This is a genomic window from Pseudomonas sp. B21-012, assembly GCF_024749305.1.
Taxonomy (GTDB): Bacteria; Pseudomonadota; Gammaproteobacteria; order Pseudomonadales; family Pseudomonadaceae; genus Aquipseudomonas.
The window spans coordinates 3,249,898-3,266,957 of sequence record NZ_CP087197.1 but is presented as its reverse complement, the minus strand read 5'-3'; the positions used below and the strand labels follow the sequence as shown (position 1 = coordinate 3,266,957).

14 protein-coding genes are annotated in these 17,060 nt (G+C 62.6%); 10 read left to right on the top strand and 4 right to left on the bottom strand.

Annotated elements, in window-relative coordinates:
* Position 1: 1 nt before the first annotated feature.
* Positions 2-574, bottom strand: a complete 573-nt coding sequence (locus tag LOY37_RS14945; RefSeq protein ID WP_213604280.1) for a LuxR C-terminal-related transcriptional regulator — start codon at positions 572-574, stop codon at positions 2-4.
* A 143-nt stretch (positions 575-717) separates the two neighbouring features.
* On the opposite strand from LOY37_RS14945, the gene LOY37_RS14940 reads away from it, so the two are divergent.
* The 5 genes from LOY37_RS14940 to LOY37_RS14920 all read left to right on the top strand — a co-directional run bounded on the left by LOY37_RS14940 (position 718) and on the right by LOY37_RS14920 (position 7,321).
* Positions 718-1,896, top strand: a complete 1,179-nt coding sequence (locus tag LOY37_RS14940; protein ID WP_045198156.1) for an acetyl-CoA acetyltransferase — start codon at positions 718-720, stop codon at positions 1,894-1,896.
* Between the two features lie 2 nt (positions 1,897-1,898).
* Positions 1,899-3,440, top strand: coding sequence for a class I adenylate-forming enzyme family protein (locus tag LOY37_RS14935; protein ID WP_258715106.1), 1,542 nt, complete (start codon positions 1,899-1,901; stop codon positions 3,438-3,440).
* A 43-nt stretch (positions 3,441-3,483) separates the two neighbouring features.
* Positions 3,484-4,806, top strand: a complete 1,323-nt coding sequence (locus tag LOY37_RS14930) for an MFS transporter (protein ID WP_258715105.1) — start codon at positions 3,484-3,486, stop codon at positions 4,804-4,806.
* A 120-nt stretch (positions 4,807-4,926) separates the two neighbouring features.
* Positions 4,927-6,453, top strand: a complete 1,527-nt coding sequence (locus tag LOY37_RS14925) for a hypothetical protein (RefSeq protein ID WP_213604283.1) — start codon at positions 4,927-4,929, stop codon at positions 6,451-6,453.
* Positions 6,454-6,487: 34 nt separating this feature from the next.
* The gene (locus LOY37_RS14920; RefSeq protein WP_176794250.1) at positions 6,488-7,321 is read left to right on the top strand and encodes a serine protease; all 834 of its coding nucleotides are present in this window, start codon (positions 6,488-6,490) and stop codon (positions 7,319-7,321) included.
* 11 nt (positions 7,322-7,332) lie between these two features.
* Here LOY37_RS14920 and LOY37_RS14915 read toward each other — a convergent pair whose 3' ends face one another.
* From LOY37_RS14915 to LOY37_RS14905, 3 genes are all read right to left on the bottom strand, one after another.
* Positions 7,333-7,887 (bottom strand): YdeI/OmpD-associated family protein, encoded by a 555-nt coding sequence (locus LOY37_RS14915; RefSeq protein WP_258715104.1) that lies wholly within the window; start codon positions 7,885-7,887, stop codon positions 7,333-7,335.
* Between the two features lie 100 nt (positions 7,888-7,987).
* Positions 7,988-9,214: an MFS transporter gene (locus LOY37_RS14910; protein WP_258715103.1), complete on the bottom strand. Its 1,227-nt coding sequence runs from the start codon at positions 9,212-9,214 to the stop codon at positions 7,988-7,990.
* 218 nt (positions 9,215-9,432) lie between these two features.
* Positions 9,433-10,347 carry a LysR family transcriptional regulator gene (locus LOY37_RS14905; RefSeq protein ID WP_093382064.1) on the bottom strand — a complete coding sequence of 305 codons (915 nt, stop codon included), beginning with the start codon at positions 10,345-10,347 and terminating at the stop codon, positions 9,433-9,435.
* A gap of 199 nt (positions 10,348-10,546) precedes the next feature.
* Here LOY37_RS14905 and LOY37_RS14900 point away from each other — a divergent pair, with 199 nt between their 5' ends.
* The 5 genes from LOY37_RS14900 to LOY37_RS14880 all read left to right on the top strand — a co-directional run bounded on the left by LOY37_RS14900 (position 10,547) and on the right by LOY37_RS14880 (position 17,049).
* A complete protein-coding gene (locus LOY37_RS14900; RefSeq protein WP_045198168.1) occupies positions 10,547-11,572 on the top strand; it encodes a zinc-dependent alcohol dehydrogenase family protein in 1,026 nt (341 codons plus the stop codon).
* 1,063 nt (positions 11,573-12,635) lie between these two features.
* Positions 12,636-14,129, top strand: a complete 1,494-nt coding sequence (locus tag LOY37_RS14895; protein WP_052676520.1) for a hypothetical protein — start codon at positions 12,636-12,638, stop codon at positions 14,127-14,129.
* Positions 14,129-15,532 carry a PLP-dependent aminotransferase family protein gene (locus LOY37_RS14890; protein WP_258715102.1) on the top strand — a complete coding sequence of 468 codons (1,404 nt, stop codon included), beginning with the start codon at positions 14,129-14,131 and terminating at the stop codon, positions 15,530-15,532. The genes LOY37_RS14895 and LOY37_RS14890 overlap by 1 nt, the downstream gene beginning before the upstream one ends.
* A gap of 39 nt (positions 15,533-15,571) precedes the next feature.
* On the top strand, positions 15,572-16,084 hold the full coding sequence (locus LOY37_RS14885) for a sigma-70 family RNA polymerase sigma factor (RefSeq protein WP_123566563.1): 513 nt from the start codon (positions 15,572-15,574) through the stop codon (positions 16,082-16,084).
* Positions 16,084-17,049 (top strand): FecR domain-containing protein, encoded by a 966-nt coding sequence (locus LOY37_RS14880; RefSeq protein ID WP_258715101.1) that lies wholly within the window; start codon positions 16,084-16,086, stop codon positions 17,047-17,049. Before LOY37_RS14885 ends, LOY37_RS14880 begins: the two co-directional genes overlap by 1 nt.
* Positions 17,050-17,060 lie beyond the last annotated feature (11 nt).

Genomic DNA, 17,060 nt, shown 5'->3' with positions numbered 1-17,060 from the left:
CTCAACTGATGAAGATGATCTTCGACACCAGCTCTGCGCTGTTCTTGGCCTGAAGCTTCTTCATTAGCCGGGCGCGGTGGACTTCCACGGTGCGGTGGGAGATACCCAGCTTGCGCGCCACCTCTTTGCAGGTCAGGCCGTTGACGATATGCAGCGAGATCTCGCGTTCGCGCGGGGTCAGCTGGATGGTCGGCGCCGGCTGGCGGTCCAGGCGCTCGAAATGCCAGACCATCAGTTTGAACGGGTCCTCGACCGTCAGCGAAAAGCCGTGGGCCCGGGCCCAGAACACCTCGCCATTACGATGCTGCATGAAGCGCTCGTCGGAGTAGAAGGCGCCGGGGCCGTTGCGCAGCCAGTGCTCGCTGCGTTCGCCGATGCTCTGGTAGTCGGCGTGGGAGGGGTACAGCAACAGGGTCAGGTTGCCTTGCAGATGCTCGCGCTCGTAGCCGAACAGGCGCTCAAAGGCCTGGTTGCAGTCGAGCATGCGCCGATGGCCGGTGATCATCTGCGGCGCGGGGGAAACCTGGAAGGCCAGGCGCTCAAGGTCCTGGAAGTGCGGGGCGTCTTCGATCATCGGGCGTCCTGCCTCGGGTTTGTCGGTGTGCACCGGGTTGGCGGGCACTACTTACTGGCGTAAGTAGTTGCCCCAACTAGCGTGGGATTCGGGCGCTGAATCATTGTATGGAATACGCGCTTCAAGGACAGAAGAAAATCACCATGACACACGATTCCGTATCCATCGTCGCGGCTGCCCACAGCCCTTTTGGTCGCCTGGATGGCCTCAACCTCGAAGACCTGATCGTCAAGGTCACCCGCGAAGCCCTGGCAGACGCCGAGATCGACGCCGGTGAGATCGACGCGCTGTTTCTCGGGCACTTCAACTCAGGCCTGGTGGCCGACGGCTTTCCTGCCTCGCTGATGCTTCAGGCCGACCCGCAACTGCGCTTCAAACCCGCCACCCGCTGCGAGAACGCCTGCGCCTCGGGCTCGGCGGCGATCCAGGCCGGCATCAACGCGATTCGCAGCGGCGCCGCCGACCTGGTGCTGGTGGTCGGCGCCGAGAAAATGACCGGCAACAGCACCGTCGAAGTCACCCGCGCCCTGGCCGGTGCCGGCTACCAGAACGCCATGCAGGAGGCCGGCCTGAGCTTCGCCCAGCTGTTTGGCCAGGTGGCCCAGCAGTATGCCGAGCGCTACCACAGCCCGTTGGCCTCGATGGCCGCGATTGCGGTAAAGAACCACGCCAATGCCATGGCCAACCCGTTGGCGCAGATGCACCGGCTGATGGATTTCGAACACTGCAACAATGTTTCCTCGGGCAACCCGCTGATCGCACCGCCCCTGCGCCTGACCGACTGCTCGCTGATCAGTGACGGCGCGGCGGCGATCATCCTCGCCTCGCCGCAGCGTGCACGTTCGATGCGCCGCCAGGTGGCGATTCGTGCCATGGTCCAGGTCAACGACTTCCTGCCGCTGTCGCGCCGCGATGTGCTGGCCTTCGAGGGGCCGCAGCGGGCGATTCAGGGTGCCTTGCGCGAAGCCGGGGTGACCCTAGGCGACCTGAACTTTGCCGAGGTCCACGACTGCTTCACCATCGCCGAGTTGCTGATTTACGAAGCCATGGGCCTGGTCCCCCGCGGTGAAGGCCATCGCGCCCTCGACGACGGTATCGTGCGCCAGGGCGGGCGCCTGCCGGTCAATCTGTCCGGTGGGCTCAAGGCCAAGGGCCATCCGGTCGGTGCCACCGGGGTTTCGATGCATGCCCTGGGCTTTGCCCAGCTGACCGGCGAACCCATCGGCCTGGGCGTACCCGGTGCTGAGTTCGGCTTGCTGTTCAACATGGGCGGCATGGCCGTGGCCAACTACGCCAGTGTCCTGCAAGCGGTCAAGGCCTGAGGATGAACATCGCCCATTGGCTGCGCGATGCGGCCCAGCGCTGGCCGCAGCGCCCGGCGTTGTTCGAGGGGCAGCGCCAGGTTGCCGACTACCAGGCGTTCGCCGCCCAGGCCCGGGCCCGCGCCGTGCAACTGCGCGAGCAGTACGGCATTGCGCCGGGCGAGCGGGTGGCGCTGTTGATGAAGAACAGCTGCCGCTATCTCGAACTGCTGTACGCCATCTGGTGGAGCGGCGCGGTGGCGGTGCCGATCAACAGCAAGCTGCACGCCCTGGAAGCCGCCTGGATTGCCGCCAATGCCGGCGCCCGGCTGGTCTACACAGATGACGGCCAGGTGTTCGCCAGCAGCGCGTTGCCGAGCGGCTGCCAAGAGCTGGCGGCGCACACGCCGAGCCCGCAAGGCCCCTTGGCGGATGAGCAACTGCCCGAGCCGTACCCGCGCCAGGACAGCGACCTGGCCTGGCTGTTCTACACCTCCGGCACCACCGGGCGCTCCAAGGGCGTGATGCTGTCCCATGGCAATTTGATCGCCATGTCCCTGTGCTATCCACTGGACGTCGATGCGGTGGCCGCTGGTGACGCGGTGGTGTACGCCGCGCCGATGTCCCATGGCGCCGGCCTGTACAACTTCATTCATGTGCGCTGTGGTGCCCGCCATGTGGTGCCGGCCTCGCGTGGCTTCCAGGCGGCGGAGCTGTTTGAGCTTGCGCAGCAACTGGGCCAGGTCAGCCTGTTTGCCGCGCCGACCATGGTCAAGCGCATGGTCGACCAGGCGCGCCTGCAGGGGTATGCCGGCGAAGGCATCAAGACCATCGTTTACGGTGGCGGGCCAATGTACCTGGCCGATCTTGCCCAGGCCCTGGACACCTTTGGCCCGCGTCTGGTGCAGATCTACGGCCAGGGCGAATGCCCGATGACCATCAGCGCCCTGTCGCGCCAGGCCATCGCCGATCGCGGGCACGCCGACTGGGCGCAGATCGCCGCCTCGGTGGGGCGTGCCCACGCCTGCGTCGAGGTGCGCGTGGTGGATGCCCAAGGCCAGCCGGTGGCCGCGGGCGAGCCGGGGCAGATCGTGGTGCGCGGGCCAGTAGTGATGCTGGGCTACTGGGACAACCCGCAAGCCACCCAAGAGGCCCTGGTAAACGGCTGGCTGCTGACCGGCGACATTGGCTTTTTCAACCAGCAGGGCTACCTGACCCTCACCGATCGTTGCAAGGATGTGATCATCTCCGGCGGCAGCAACATCTACCCACGCGAAGTCGAGGAAGTGCTGATGCAGCACCCCGAAGTGTTCGAGGTGTGCGTGGTCGGCGAGGCCGATGCCGAATGGGGCGAATCGGTGGTAGCCTTCGTGGCCTTGCGTTCACCCGATAGCCTCGATGCGCAGGCCCTCAACCAGTGGTTTCTGGGGCGCATGGCCTCGTTCAAAAAACCGAAAAAGTTCGTCTTTTGCCCCGAGCTGCCGAAGAACAGCTATGGCAAGATTCTCAAGACCCGCTTGCGCCAGTGGTTACAGGAGCCTTCGCAGCCTCTGATCAACCTTTGAAGCGCGGTATTTCATGGATAGCACTACGACAGGAGTCCCCACTATGGGTGTGCCAGCTTCCAACCCCCAGCGCCAGCGGCGCCGGGCCTTTATCGGCGCCACCTCCGGCCACTTGATCGAGTGGTACGACTATGGCGTCTACGGCTTTCTCGCCGTGTACATCGGCAAGGCGTTTTTTGTTTCTGACGACCCTACCAGCAGCCTGCTGGCAAGTTTTGCCGCCTTTGCCCTGAGCTTCTTCATCCGGCCCTTGGGCGGGCTGTTCTTCGGCCCCCTGGCCGACAAGATCGGCCGGCGCAAAACCCTGATCACCGTGCTGGTGATGATGGCCGGCTCGACCTTCCTGCTCGGCCTGTTGCCATCCTACGCCAGCATCGGCATTGCCGCGCCGATAATCCTCGTGTTGATCCGCTGCGTGCAGGGCTTCTCGGCCGGTGGCGAGATCGGCACCATCACCAGCTTCATTTCCGAATACGCCGGCCCCGGCCGCCGCGGCTTTGCCACCTGCTGGCTGATGGTCACCGCGGTGCTCGGCCTGCTGCTGGGCGGCGCCGTGGCCAATGGCATGACCTGGGCCCTGGGCGCCGAGCTGATGCAGGAGTGGGGCTGGCGTATTCCGTTTCTGGTTGCCGGCCCACTGGGCTTCATCTCGATGTACATCCGCCTCAAGCTTGAAGACAGCCCGGAGTTCCTCGCCCTGGTCGAGGCCGGGCAGACCTCCAAGGCGCCGCTGCGCGAAGTCTGGCAGTGGAAGCGGGCGATCGCCCTGGTGTTCTTCATCATCACCCTGCACAGCTCGATCTTCTACCTGGTGCTGACCTTCGCCTCGACCTACATGTCCAACACCCTCAAGTTCGACAGCGGCACCACCTTGCTCTACGTCTTCGTCGCCAGCCTCTCGGCGGCGCTGGTGATGCCCCTAGGCGGTGCCTTCACCGACCGTTACGGGCGCAAGCCGTTCTTGCTGGTGATCGGCACCCTGGCAACCCTGGCCATGTACTGGTTCTTCAAGACCGCGCCGGGCGCCACGCCTGCGACCCTGTTCTGGCCGCTGATGGCCGTGGCGATTTTGTTCGGTTTGTACGCGTCCTCGACCTACGCCTTGATGAGCGAGTTGCTGCCCACCCGCATCCGCTCCACCGGCATCGCCGTGGCCTATAACATTCCGGTGGCGGTGTTCGGCGGCAGTGCGCCGCTGATTTCTACCTGGCTGATCAAGCTGACTGGCGACATCACTGCGCCCTGGTATTTCTATGTGGGCACCGGGGTGGCGTCGCTGCTGGCGTTGGTGGTGTTGCGCAAGGAAGATTTTGTCGCGGGTGGGCATGCGGTTGGCAAGGAGGAGGGGGTGCCTGTTTTAGTCTGAGCGGGTTATCGATCCGTTTACTGCTTAAAATCAGTTTCTCGCGAACCACGTGGGCAGCCACTAATTTGCAGGGTTCATGGCCAACTGCTATTAGTTGTTAAAGCCTGCTGGGAGCGAGCCATGGCCAGAGCACTCATGCTTCATCAGATTCCCCTATCGTTTTTCGTTAAAGGCGGGGGAATCGCCATAAGCATGGCATGTTGTGTTCTGGCGATCAGCCCAGCTTACGCTGCCGAGGGATCGCTGCAGACCCGTGTAGTCTGGCAGTCAACGTGCCCCAGTGACCCTCCCCCTCCCATCGTGAAAGACAGTGATCGGTCCGGAGTGATCGCCCTGATTGCTGCAGCTATGGCCCCGAAGCTGATAGAGGGGGCAGTCGATATGGCTGCCGAGGCATTGAAGGCTGCTGGTCAAACAAAGACTACGGCATCGACAGCGAAATCCGCGGACTATTTTTATAAAGTCAGCCAAGAGGCTGACATACTCAGCCGAACAAACTGCCTAGTGGTTGTTCGTGGTGAATTTGAGCCGAAGTCGATAACCCGGCATGAGTTTGCAGCCAAAGTCGAGGCGTTCCACGGCTTAACGAAATTACATTTTTACTACGAAGCAAAACTTAATCGCCTCAGAGGACTGCAGTACTTTCAGCTGACGCCAAACTATCTGGAGGTAACCGAGTTTGACCATTGGCGATTATTTGGTACCAGGAAACGCGACTTCATCGTCGCCGTTACCTTGACCGTTCCTGGGGGCGCTGCGCCGTTTGGTTCCGCTGAGATGACGTTCAAGGACATTCGTCGGGGCGAGAAAATAAAGGCAGGCGATTGGCGCCTGAGCTCAGCGTCGACGCTTCCCATTGCATTCCCACCAGCGTCCGCAGATGCCACTAAGGCTAAGGAAAAACAGGAAGCCAGGGTGGCTCGCTATTTGTTGGCGCTCGATATTCTAAACCCCAAGGACCCAACACCTTCTCAGCCGGAAAGTGTCTACCTGGACAAACGTGTTGTCGCGGCGGTCGATACGTACTGTGCGGCCATGAGCGCCCAGAACCTCAAGCTGGGTAAAGACCATCAGTTGCATGATGATCGATGCAATTACTCATTGACGGCTGATCGTGAACGCCTGGACAACGCCATTGAGGCTGCCAACTCAAATAAACACCGCAAAAAGTGGGCTGGAACGGTGTGTGATTATAGACCCGCGCGCACAGCCGATAAAAAACCCGCTACGTGTGAAAGCATGGGCGAAGACGTTGATCTTGAAGACAAGGTCTTCACCTACTTTGTAACGCAGCTAACGTTAAGTGAGACCAGTGAGGGAAGCAAGTTCGCGTTGTATCTGGGCAATGCCCTATCCTCTTCAAAGGAAGAGGTAAGTACGGTGCTTAAAGGCTATTTACCTAAATCTGCAGACGCTAAAGATGCGGATAAAGCATCCCGGCGAGCGGCGCGCGAAGATGCTTTGCTTGCCGACCTCGAAGTGCAGAAGGCAGAGGAAGCCCTGGCTGATGCGTTGCTTCCCGAAACCCCTGTGGCGGTGGACGTTACGTCGGCTCGAATTGCGTTGCTGAAGGCCAAGATTGCTGCTAACGAAGCACATCGCAAAGCGGGAACCAGTGTTCCATTTCCGTTGATACCTGGCGTGTAGGTCTGCGCTAATGAACTGCGTTCGAGCGTGGGCCGTGATTGCCGTTGTCGCACTGGCGACGGTTGGCTATGGCAACACATCGGCAGGAGCGTTGAAACAGATCAGCGACGAATTAAAAGCCTGGATAGAAAAATACGCTGAGCCGACGATCTATAACGGTAAGCCGGTCAAAATTGAGTTTTCGCCCTGGCAGGTTGCGCTGCTGCAGTTTGGTGCAGCCGATACCAGGTCTGCAGTCGTCTGTGGTGGGGTGTCGATTGATTCGGTTTGGGTATTAACAGCTGCACACTGCTTTTTCGATCCGACCACAAAAAGTAGAAAGCCGGATTCGAAGTTTTATGTGGGGTACAACGCTGACGACCTTACAAAAGCTGTTGCGAAGGTCAAGATAAAGAGAGTGGTGGTGAATGAGAAGTATGATCCCAGGGGGAAAGAATTTGATGTGGCATTAGTTCGCTTGGACACACCCATACCGGTGCGAGGATTTATGCGCTTGCCCAGTCAGGCAGAGGCGACGGCCCTGATCAAGCCGGGGACGCGCCTAACGACCACCGGCTGGGGCTTGACCGAGGCTGGCGTTAAATCAAATCTGCTGTTGGAAGTTGAGGTGCCGGTTGTAGGCTTTAGTGATTGCAGCAAGCATTACAACGCTACATTACCGGCAAATGCTATTTGTGCGGGAGAACAGGGTAAAGATGCGTGCTCGTGGGACAGTGGTGGGCCACTTTTCAAGCGGGCTGAAGATGGGCAGTCAGTCCAGATTGGAATTGTCAGCTACGGCAATGTGTGTGGACGCGAGTCGCCGGGGGTTTATACGCCTGTTGCTGCACATCTCGACTGGATTGCGAAAACACGTTCTGCAAAATGATTGACCACGCACTATGCGCTGTCTGCTTCGGGCGCACGCAACGCCTTACTGTAATAGCCGGACGAATCGAAACAGCACACCTGCTTCTTGCCGGATGCAAGCATATCGCAGGCATCGCTTATGCGTTTTGCCCGGGTCTTGAGTTGCTTGGCTGACGTGATCCAGTGGATCCAGTCGACGCGTGCGAGGGTGGTCGTACTGTTCCAGACTTCACGCGCCTCGCCAGCGCTGGCCAGGGCCTGCTGAAAGTCGGCCGGGATGTTGGGCTCGGGCTCCTTCTTCACCGGGGTCAGCTCCAGTGTAACGACATCCCCCACGGCCGCGCCTGCGGCTTCGAGCAAGGCGCTGTTTACCTGCAGCCAATGGCTCAGTTGGCCATCGGGCTCAAGCGTTGCCTGGAAAGGCTGCCCGTTGATGGTGCCGTCAACGCTGGTGCGGCCGCGCCGGGGAAGCTGTTCGCTTGCCTCTCTTGGCAGGACGACGAACGCCCACGAGGCATCGTCGCCAGGCTTTGCCGGGCGCAGAAGCTTTGCTTCGAAGCGGGATTTCACAGCGCTTGTTGTCATTGCCACGCCTTGCTGTCCACTCACTGTCGCGTGCACACGCGACAGTGAGAATAGATTCAGTACAGAAGGTCTAGCTATTGGCCACGGGTCTGTCCAGCGGCTAGGCGGGTTGGGCTGCCAGGCGATTGCTGACGTTACGCCCCAGCACCAGCACCGTGACGAAACCGCAGCCCACCAGGGCCGTGGCCAGGCTCAGCAGCACCGAGCTGCCCAGCTGGTCGACGATCTGCCCGCCGAAGAACGAGCCCAATGCGATGATCACCTGGAACATGGCGACAAACAGGGGCATGCCGCGTTCGACATCCTTGGGTGCGACCACAAACATCCAGATGCTGGCGCAGGCCGGGAAGGCGCCGAAGGCGAAGCCCCAGAGCGCGATCAGCAGCGCTGCGCCGGTCATGCCGGTGGCGAAGTAGGGGAACAGCGCGGTGCTGATGGCGATCATCAGGGCGACCAGCATCAGGGTGTGACGCACGCTGCGGTTGGCGGCGAAACCGGCAAAGATATTGCCCGCCACCCCGGCCACGCCATACAGCAGCAACAGTGAGCCAATGGTCGGCCCATCGAAGCCGGCACTCTGTTTGAAGAACGGAGCGACATAGGTGTAGGCGGCAAAGTGCGCCAGGCCAATCAGCAATACCGCAATCAAGCCAACCCGGGCCTGTGGATTGATAAACAGGGCCGGCAGGTCACTGATGCGAATGGCCTTGTCAGGATTGAGCCGCGGCAGCAGGAAGACCTGCGCCAGCAGCACCGGCACGCCGACCAGCGAAGTGACCAGGAAGGTCATGCGCCAGCCCATCAAGCCACTCAGCCAGGTGCCGACGGGCACGCCCAGCACGGTGGCCAGGGTCACACCGACCATGATGATCGACGTGGCCTGGGCCACGCCCACGCCCTTGGGTGCCAGGCGGCCGCTGAGGGCAATGGCCGTCGCCCAGAAACCGCCGATACTCACGCCCAGCAGAACGCGGCCGAACAGCAGCAGACTGAAGTCGCTGGCGTAGGCCACCACAGCGTTGGCGATGATCATGATCAGCGTCAGGCCGATCAGCAGATAACGCCGGTCCAGCGCGCCAATGCCCACCGACAGCAAGGGCGCGGCGAGGGCGGCCATTATACCGGGCAGGGTAACCATCAGGCCGGCCTGGCCGGCACTGATGCCCAGGTCGCTGGCGACATCGTTGAGCACGCCCACCGGCAGAAACTCACTGGTTACCAGGGCGAAGGCACCCACGGCGACCGAGAGAATCGCCAGCCACTGCTGCTTGACGCTCTGTTGATTATGTTCGGGAAGGCCGTGACGGCCTTGGCTTGCGCTTGGCATGGTGCGGGGTTCCAAGGGGGGATATCGCCTGGGGCAGGCGGGGGCAGCGGGGGAAATCTGTGGGCGATTATAGGGGGTGGTTGTGGCAAGCAGACAGGTGGGGTACTCGATAGTAATCATTAGTGTGATTGATGAGGGCGTCGTTCAGGCAAGGCGTGGCCTTGTACTCACTCGGGTTGCGAGTGCGTTGAACAGCTGGCGCAGGTTCTGAAGTGCTTTCAGAGGCTGTCCGGATCGCCAAAGAACATCTGAATCCGCGACCGCAACCACCGCTCCCCCGGATCATTGTCCTGCGACCCGCGCCAGGCCATGTGCAGTTCGAAGGTCTGCACCTCGAGCGGCGGGTCTTCGGCGCGCAGGCCGCCGGCGGCGGTCAGCACTTCGGCGGTGTAGTCGGGGACGGTGGCGATGATGTCAGTACCGGTCAGCAGGCTGCCCAGGCCGTTGAACTGCGGTACGGCAAGGACCACGTGGCGCTTGCGCCCGACCTTTTCCAGGGTTTCGTCCATGAACCCGCCCAGGTCGCCGGCAAACGACACCAGGGCGTGGGGGCGGGCGCAGAAGTCGTCCAGGCTCAGGCTGCCGGGCATGCTGTCGGCACGCAGGACCTTGGGCTTGCTGCGCCGCAGCACCTTGCGCTTGGCGTTGGCCGGCAGGTCGTTGGTCCAGCTCACGCCGACCGAGATTTCCCCCGAGGCCAGCAATGCCGGCATCAGCAGGTAGTTGACCCGGCGCACCACCAGGACGATACCCGGGGCTTCGGCGCGCACGCGCTTGAGCAGTTGCGGCAGCAGGGCGAATTCGGCATCGTCCGACAGGCCGATGCGAAACACCGCGGTGCTGGTCGCCGGGTCAAAATCCGCTGCGCGGCTGACTGCGGTGGAGATCGAGTCCAGCGCCGGCGACAGCAGGGCGAAGATTTCCACCGCCCGCGCCGAGGGTTCCATGCTGCGCCCGGTGCGCACGAACAACGGGTCGTCGAACAGGTTGCGCAGGCGCGACAGGGCGGCGCTGATGGCCGGCTGGCCGAGGAAGAGTTTTTCCGCCGCGCGGGTCACGCTACGCTCGTGCATCAGGGTCTCGAAGACGATCAGCAGGTTCAGGTCGACGCGGCGCAAGTCGTTACGGTTCATCGGCTCGGCTTCACAAGGCGGATGGGGCAGGGGTGAATCTTACGGGTAAAGGCTGCTACCCTGCACCGCATAATTTGATGGACGCTGCATTACCATCAATCAATGACAAGCATGTTGACTATTAATGGCCACTGATGGTCTAACCGTCAAAGCCCGGATAGAGTTCAGGGCATTAGAGGTTCAATTGGCGAGGTTTGCGATGTCCCGCATGATCCGTTTCCACAAGTTCGGCCCGGCCGAGGTGCTCAAGATCGAAGAGCAGGCCCCGGCGCAACCGGCGGCTGGCGAGGTGCAGATTCGCGTTGAAGCGATCGGCATCAGCTGGTACGACGTGCTCTGGCGGCAGAACCTGGCGCCGTCCCAGGCGCGTCTGCCTGCCGGTATCGGACACGAGATGGCGGGTGTGGTTACAGCCGTGGGCGAAGGTGTCGATGACCTGGCCATTGGCGACAAGGTTGCCAGCTTTCCGGCCAGCAGTGCCAACGAGCACCCGGTGTACGGCGAAGTCATCGTCATGCCGCGCAATGCCCTGACCCGTTACCCCGAGATTCTCTCGCCGGTCGAGGCCAGCGTGCACTACACGCCGCTGCTGATCGCCTACTTTGCCTTCGTCGACCTGGCGCGGGCCAAGGCCGGGCAAACCGCGCTGATCACCGACGCCAGCCACTGCGCAGGCCCGGCCTTCGTGCAACTGGGCAAGGCCCTGGGCCTTAAGGTGTTTGCCGCGACCAAAGAGGCCGAGCAGCGCGACTACCTGATCAAGCTCGGCGCCGACAAGGTGATCGTCACCGAAGAGCAGGACCTGCTCATGCAGATCAACAAGTACACCGACAACCGCGGTGTCGATATGGTCCTCGACGGCCTTGGCGGGCCGCAGATGGCCTTGCTCGGTGATGCCCTGGCACCGCGTGGCAGCCTGGTGCTGTATGGCCTGCAAGGCGGCAACCAGACGCCGTTCCCTGCTTGTGCGGCGTTCCAGAAGAACATCCAGTTCTTCGTGCATTGCATCGGCAACTTCACCGGCAAGCCGGAGCTGGGCATCAGCCAGGACCAGGTGGCGCTGCAGCGCGCCCTGCGCGATATCAACCAGTTCACCGCCGACAAGCTGCTGACGCCGCTGATCATCAAGACCTACCCGTTCGAGAAGGTGGTCGAGGCGCACCGCTACATGGACGAATGCCCTTGCGGTGGCCGGCTGGTGCTGGACTTGTCGCAGGCGGAGTAAACGCAGCACGACCGTTCATCACGGCAAAAGCCCGAGCATTGACTCGGGCTTTTTTGTGGTTTTTCACGTTCTCCTGGGTTTGGGCGCGAGCTTATCCATTCGCTGTGGCGCTGCTGCTGGCCCCTTCCGCCTTTACGGCGGCCTACTTTTCTCTTGGGAAAAGGTAGGCAAAACCGCCTGCTCCTGCATACGGCCCTACGCTGCGCTTCGGGTCCCCTCGCTACGGCACCTTCCGGGGCATCGCGGCCTACGACTTGCTTCGCAAGTCTACATCTCGCGTCTTCGGCTGCCGCCGAAGGTGCTGCGCACCGCCCCTACAGGCACCTACGCTCGGCCTCCTGAAGTCGCCTTTCGCGGCGCCTGGAAGTACGTGCATGAAGATCAAGAGCAAAACCAAAACCAAGCAAGTCGTTCCTAGCTTTGGCTTCAGTATGACCGCGCCAGAATCTGCTTTCGCAGATACGTCAGTGCAGGCGCCGCCCGTAACTTCGCGACGTCAGGAGGCCGAGCGTAGGTGTCTGGAGGGGCCGGCAGCGGCGCCACATCGAATGGATATGCCCGCAGCCGTAGCCTCAACATCCGATCCCAAGGACCATAAACCCGGAAATCCGTGAAGAACCTTTTTTGTGGGTATTTCCCAGGGTTGTTTAGGATGTTTCCGAGGTAACTTTGCCTGCTGACGCTTGCCTGCTTGCGCTATGTTTGTGCAATAGGAAAAAGCACAGGCAGCCTGTCTGATTATCGGTATTGTCGAAGATGAATCTGAATGGTTTTTTTACCGTGATCTGTATCTTTTATTCGCGGGGCAACGCCCGATAATAGTTCTTCAATAGTCGTCTCACGGAGCGAGGCATGATGGGTCGTAAGCCAGGGGTTAAAGGCGCTGTGCTGCCGGGCTGGGGGAGGGAAGAACGATGGTGAGCAAGAGCTTCTGAAGTTATTTCCGTAGGAAGTTGTAGGAAGTTTCTGAGGATAAACTTATTTATCCTTCTTTGCTGATTGAAAGTTCTTCGATGGAATCTTTTTCTTTCAGGTGGCCGTTTATTGAAATCGGGTAGGCGTTATGAGCAGCATTCACGATCAAGCCATGCAGTATATCTACCAGCAAGTATTGGCGCGCTTGCTGGAGCATTTGTCCCAGGCCCAGCGGGCCTCTTTGCAGTTATTGATTCAACGCTTGATTGTCGCGGCGGGCGGCGCCGAGCGCATCAACGGCTTCAGGCTGATGTTCGCCCATGATGGCAGCCAGAATGCCAGCCATGCCCTGGCCTGCCTGCGCGCGGCGCAACTGAGCATTGCCGCACGCTCGCCGGGCACCTTCGAGCTGCGTATCGCCGTGGTGCGCCAGGCCGGCATGAGTACTACGGCCTTGAACAATATCGAGCAGGGCTTCTCGGCGCTGTTTCTGCACGATGATCCGCGGGTCGAGCTGCTGATGCTCGATGACCAGCAGTTGCTGCCATTCGACCGCCGCCACGCTATTTCCCAGAGCCAGCAACTGGCCGAGCGTCACGAATTGCTGTTGTTCGGGCATTTGCTCGCTGGCGGGCCACGGGCCGGTTTCGGTAGCCATGGCACCCTGCGCCTTGCCGAGCTGTGCCGCCAGGCCATCGGCTGGCGTGGCGGTGTCGATGCCATCATCACCGCCCAGCCGCTGCCCGAGCGCCGGCGTCTGCTGGCCTGGAGCCGCCGCGCCCTGCGCGAGGAAGACCTGCTGTGCATCCGGCCGATTCACAGTTGTGCCACGTCGCTGTGCGAGGGCATGAGCGAGTTGCGCCAGCGTTACCTGCAGCAGCTGTACGGCCAGGCCCGGCCCATGGCCACCGGGCCCAACGGCGATTACTGTGCGCCGGCGATGCGCTTCATCATCATCGATGACCTGGTGCATGACCCCGACCTGCCGTATGACGAGCGCCTGAACCGCTTTCTGGGCTGTCGCTTCGACGAGCAGTATTTTGCCTGCGCGCAGGCGGGCACCGCCAACCCGCTGTTGCTGGCGCACCTGAGCGGGCTGCACGGGCAGTTCATCGAAGACAGCGACTACCGCGAAGGCGTCGATGCCTACCTGCGCCAGGCGCGCCAGCGCATGCAACGTAAGGGCCTGCCGCGCACGTTGCAGGTGCGCCTGCTGGGCCGCTGGCAGCACGCCGAGCAGTTACAGCAACGCCGTAGCCAGGCCAGCGATTTCGCCTTGCAGGCCTACGGCTTGAGCGAAGCGCAGCTGGTCTGCCAGTTGTTTGCGCCGTTTGTTTCCCGGGGCCTGCGCCTTGAGGTGTTTTTGCGCCGCTGTCACCCCGGCATGCTGGTGGCCTTGCCTTACCTGCACAAGGCCCTGCAACGATTGCCGGCGCCAGAGCCGGTGGTGCAGTGGATGGTCGACATCAGTGGCCTGGACTTGCCACTGCTGCAGATGCTCTATCTGCGTGAACCGGAAAGCTGGGCCCGGCCGCGTTCGTTGCTGGCGCGAATCCAGGGCCGCGGCGCCGACCTGCGCCACCTGCGCGTGCAGCCGCCGTCCTGGGCCTGGCTCAAGGCAGAGCAGCCAGGCCGGTACTGATGAAAGCCCCGCACAGTAGCGAGTTCGCCTACCGGGCGGTGTATCGCTACCTGGTTGAGCTGATCGAGCAGATGGCGCCGGGCAGCTACAGCCGGATGCCGTCGTTGCGCGACCTGGCCCAGCGCCTGAACGTGTCGATTTCGACGGTCCAGTACGCCTATTCGCTGCTTGAGCACGAAGGGCGGGTGCAGCCGGTGCCCAAGTCGGGCTACTACGCCAGGGGGCCGGCCCTTGAGCCGGCACGGCCCAGCGCTGGCGATCTGCTCCAGGATTTGCAGCAGCACGCCAACTCGGCGCGCATGCTGGTGCTCAGCGGCGGCCAGGAGCAGGCGCTGCAGTCACTGGAGGCAACCTTGCTGGGCATCGAGCGCCAGTTGCTGCGCCAGTACCCGCGCCTGGGCGGCGCCCCCCAGCCCTGTGGCGAGCTGGAACTGCGCACCGCCCTGGCGGCGCGCTATACCCGCTCGGCGCAGTTGTACTGGAGCGCCGAGGACGTCTACCTGGCGCTGGACCTGCGCTCGTTGCTGGAGACCACCCTGGCCGCCCTTGAGCTGCACAACAGCGCCGTGGTGGTGACCACGCCCTGTTCCTGGCGTTTGCTGCGGGTGTTTCAGGCGGCGCGGATACGGGTGCTCGAAGTGCCCTTGCAGGCCGACGGCGGCCTTGATCTCGAGCGCTTTGCCCGGCTGCTGCGCGACGAGCCGGTGCGCCTGGCGATGCTGGCCTCGCGCCTGAGCCTGCCCCATGGCAGCATCATGCCCGAGGCCGCGCGCCAGGCCGTGGCCAGGTTGCTCAACCAGCACGGCGTGTGGCTGCTGGAAAACGACCTGGACAGCGAACTGTGCCTCAGCCCAGGCTCTGGCGCTGACCTGCGCGAACTGGTCGACCCGCAGCGCCTGCTGGTGTTCTCGTCGCTGGAGCGCAGCGTTGGCGCCGAAGCGCCTTACGCCTTCCTGCTGTCGCGCCAGTGGCACGGGCCCTTGCTGCGCCAGTTCCTGCTGCGCGGGTTTCGCCTGCCGCCGTTGCGCCAGCAAGCCGTGGCCAGGCTGTACAGCAAGGGCCGTGTCGATGTGCACCTGGAGCAACTGCGGGCGCGTCTGCACGAGCGCCTGGGCCTCCTGTACCGGCAGATGCAGCTGTACCTGGGCTCGCAGCTGGAGTTCCAGATGCCCGCCGGCGGTGGCTGCATCTGGGCCCGGGTATGCGCCCCGGTAGAGACCCGGCCGTTGTTCCATCGCCTGCTGCAGCAGGGCCTGGTGATTGCCCCGGGCGAGCTGTTCAGCCTGCAGGGCGATTTTCGCCAGCACCTGCGCCTGGGCTGGCCCGCCGGGCCGCAAGGGGACTTGCCCTACGGCTTGAGTGTGCTCAGTGATGAGTTGCGGCGCAGCAACGGTTTAAATTAGTATTGAAAATCGTTATCAATTACAAAAAACCGCCACCCCATGAGCGATGCGCTGCCTTCTGCCGACTCCCACCTGCGTACTGTCGAGGCGCTGTACAGTGGCCATCACGGCTGGCTGTACGCCAGGCTGCGCAAGCGCCTGGGCAATGCGCTGGATGCGGCAGACCTGGCGCAGGATACCTTCACCCGCATCCTCGCTTCGAAGGTGGCGGTGTTCGACAACCCGCGGGCGTACCTGAACTGCGTCGCCGGCGGCATTCTTGCCAACTGGTGCCAGCGCAAATCGCTGGAGCGCGCCTACCTGACGGCGCTGGCGCAACTGCCGGTGCCCGAGGCGCCGTCCCCTGAGCAGCGCCTGCTGGTGCTCGAGACCCTGCACGAAATCGATGCCATGCTCGATGCCCTGCCGGCGGTGGTCCGGCGCACCTTTTTGCTGTCGCAACTGAACGGCATGAAGTACGCCGAGATTGCCGAACAGCTCGGCGTTTCGCTGATCAGCGTCAAACGCTACATGAAACAGGCCTTCTTGCAGTGCCTGACGCTGGTGGAGTGATGACGTCAACCGCGATTGACCCGCAAGCGCTCGATGAAGCGGCGCAATGGCTGATGTGCCTGAGCGAAGGCGAGGCCTCTGAGGCTGAGCAGGCGGCGTGGGCGGCCTGGCGCACCAGCAGCGTCGAACGAGAGCGCGCCTGGCAGCGCGCCGAATTGTTGCTGGGCAAACTCGGCGGCTTGCCGCCGGCGCTGGCCATGTCGGCGCTCGATCGCCCGGCAGACCCGCGCCGGCGCGCCGCCATCGCCCGCCTGGCGTTGATGCTCGCGGCAGTGCCAGCCGCCTGGGCCGGCTGGAAGGTCAGCGACGAGCAAGCGTGGATGGCCGATTACCGTTCTGCGCTGGGCGAGTGCCGCGAGTTGACCCTGGCCGACGGCACCCGGGTGTTCCTCAACACCGACTCGGCCATCGATGTGCGCTATGACGCGCAGCAGCGCTTCATCCAGTTGCGGCGTGGCGAAATCCTCGTGCACACCGCCACCGACCGCCAGCAGCCGCCACGGCCGTTGCGGGTTGGCACCCGCGAAGGCCGCATGCAAGCGCTGGGCACGCGGTTTTGCGTGCGCGAGCAGGGCGGGCGGACTTACCTGGCGGTGCTCGAAGGGGCCGTCCGCATCGAACCGGCCAATGCACCCCCTGGCGCGGTGCAGGTTGTCCGCGCCGGAGAAAAGACTGACTTCGATGGCCACAGCAGCCGTGCACCACAGGCGGTCGACGCCAGCATCAGCGCCTGGACCCAGGGCATGCTGCTTGCCGACCGCATGCGCCTGGAAGATTTTGCCGCTGAGCTTGGCCGTTATCGGCGCGGTTTCATCCGCTGCGACCCGCAGATCGCCGACCTGCGCGTATCGGGCGCGTTCCCGCTCAACGACAGCCAGCGCAGCTTGAACATGCTGGCAGCGACTTACCCGCTGGCGGTCAAGGCGCACCTGAACGGCTATTGGCTGTTGCTCACGCCGGCCTAAGTCAGGCGCAG

What these genes read in the sequence shown, in the direction of transcription:
- LOY37_RS14940 (WP_045198156.1), top strand. Translation starts at nt 718, where the DNA reads ATGACACACGATTCCGTATCCATCGTCGCGGCTGCCCACAGCCCTTTT.
- LOY37_RS14885 (WP_123566563.1), top strand. Translation starts at nt 15,572, where the DNA reads ATGAGCGATGCGCTGCCTTCTGCCGACTCCCACCTGCGTACTGTCGAG.
- LOY37_RS14895 (WP_052676520.1), top strand. Translation starts at nt 12,636, where the DNA reads ATGAGCAGCATTCACGATCAAGCCATGCAGTATATCTACCAGCAAGTA.
- LOY37_RS14905 (WP_093382064.1), bottom strand. Translation starts at nt 10,347, where the DNA reads ATGAACCGTAACGACTTGCGCCGCGTCGACCTGAACCTGCTGATCGTC.
- LOY37_RS14945 (WP_213604280.1), bottom strand. Translation starts at nt 574, where the DNA reads ATGATCGAAGACGCCCCGCACTTCCAGGACCTTGAGCGCCTGGCCTTC.
- LOY37_RS14910 (WP_258715103.1), bottom strand. Translation starts at nt 9,214, where the DNA reads ATGCCAAGCGCAAGCCAAGGCCGTCACGGCCTTCCCGAACATAATCAA.
- LOY37_RS14930 (WP_258715105.1), top strand. Translation starts at nt 3,484, where the DNA reads ATGGGTGTGCCAGCTTCCAACCCCCAGCGCCAGCGGCGCCGGGCCTTT.
- LOY37_RS14915 (WP_258715104.1), bottom strand. Translation starts at nt 7,887, where the DNA reads ATGACAACAAGCGCTGTGAAATCCCGCTTCGAAGCAAAGCTTCTGCGC.
- LOY37_RS14880 (WP_258715101.1), top strand. Translation starts at nt 16,084, where the DNA reads ATGACGTCAACCGCGATTGACCCGCAAGCGCTCGATGAAGCGGCGCAA.
- LOY37_RS14890 (WP_258715102.1), top strand. Translation starts at nt 14,129, where the DNA reads ATGAAAGCCCCGCACAGTAGCGAGTTCGCCTACCGGGCGGTGTATCGC.
- LOY37_RS14925 (WP_213604283.1), top strand. Translation starts at nt 4,927, where the DNA reads ATGGCCAGAGCACTCATGCTTCATCAGATTCCCCTATCGTTTTTCGTT.
- LOY37_RS14935 (WP_258715106.1), top strand. Translation starts at nt 1,899, where the DNA reads ATGAACATCGCCCATTGGCTGCGCGATGCGGCCCAGCGCTGGCCGCAG.
- LOY37_RS14900 (WP_045198168.1), top strand. Translation starts at nt 10,547, where the DNA reads ATGTCCCGCATGATCCGTTTCCACAAGTTCGGCCCGGCCGAGGTGCTC.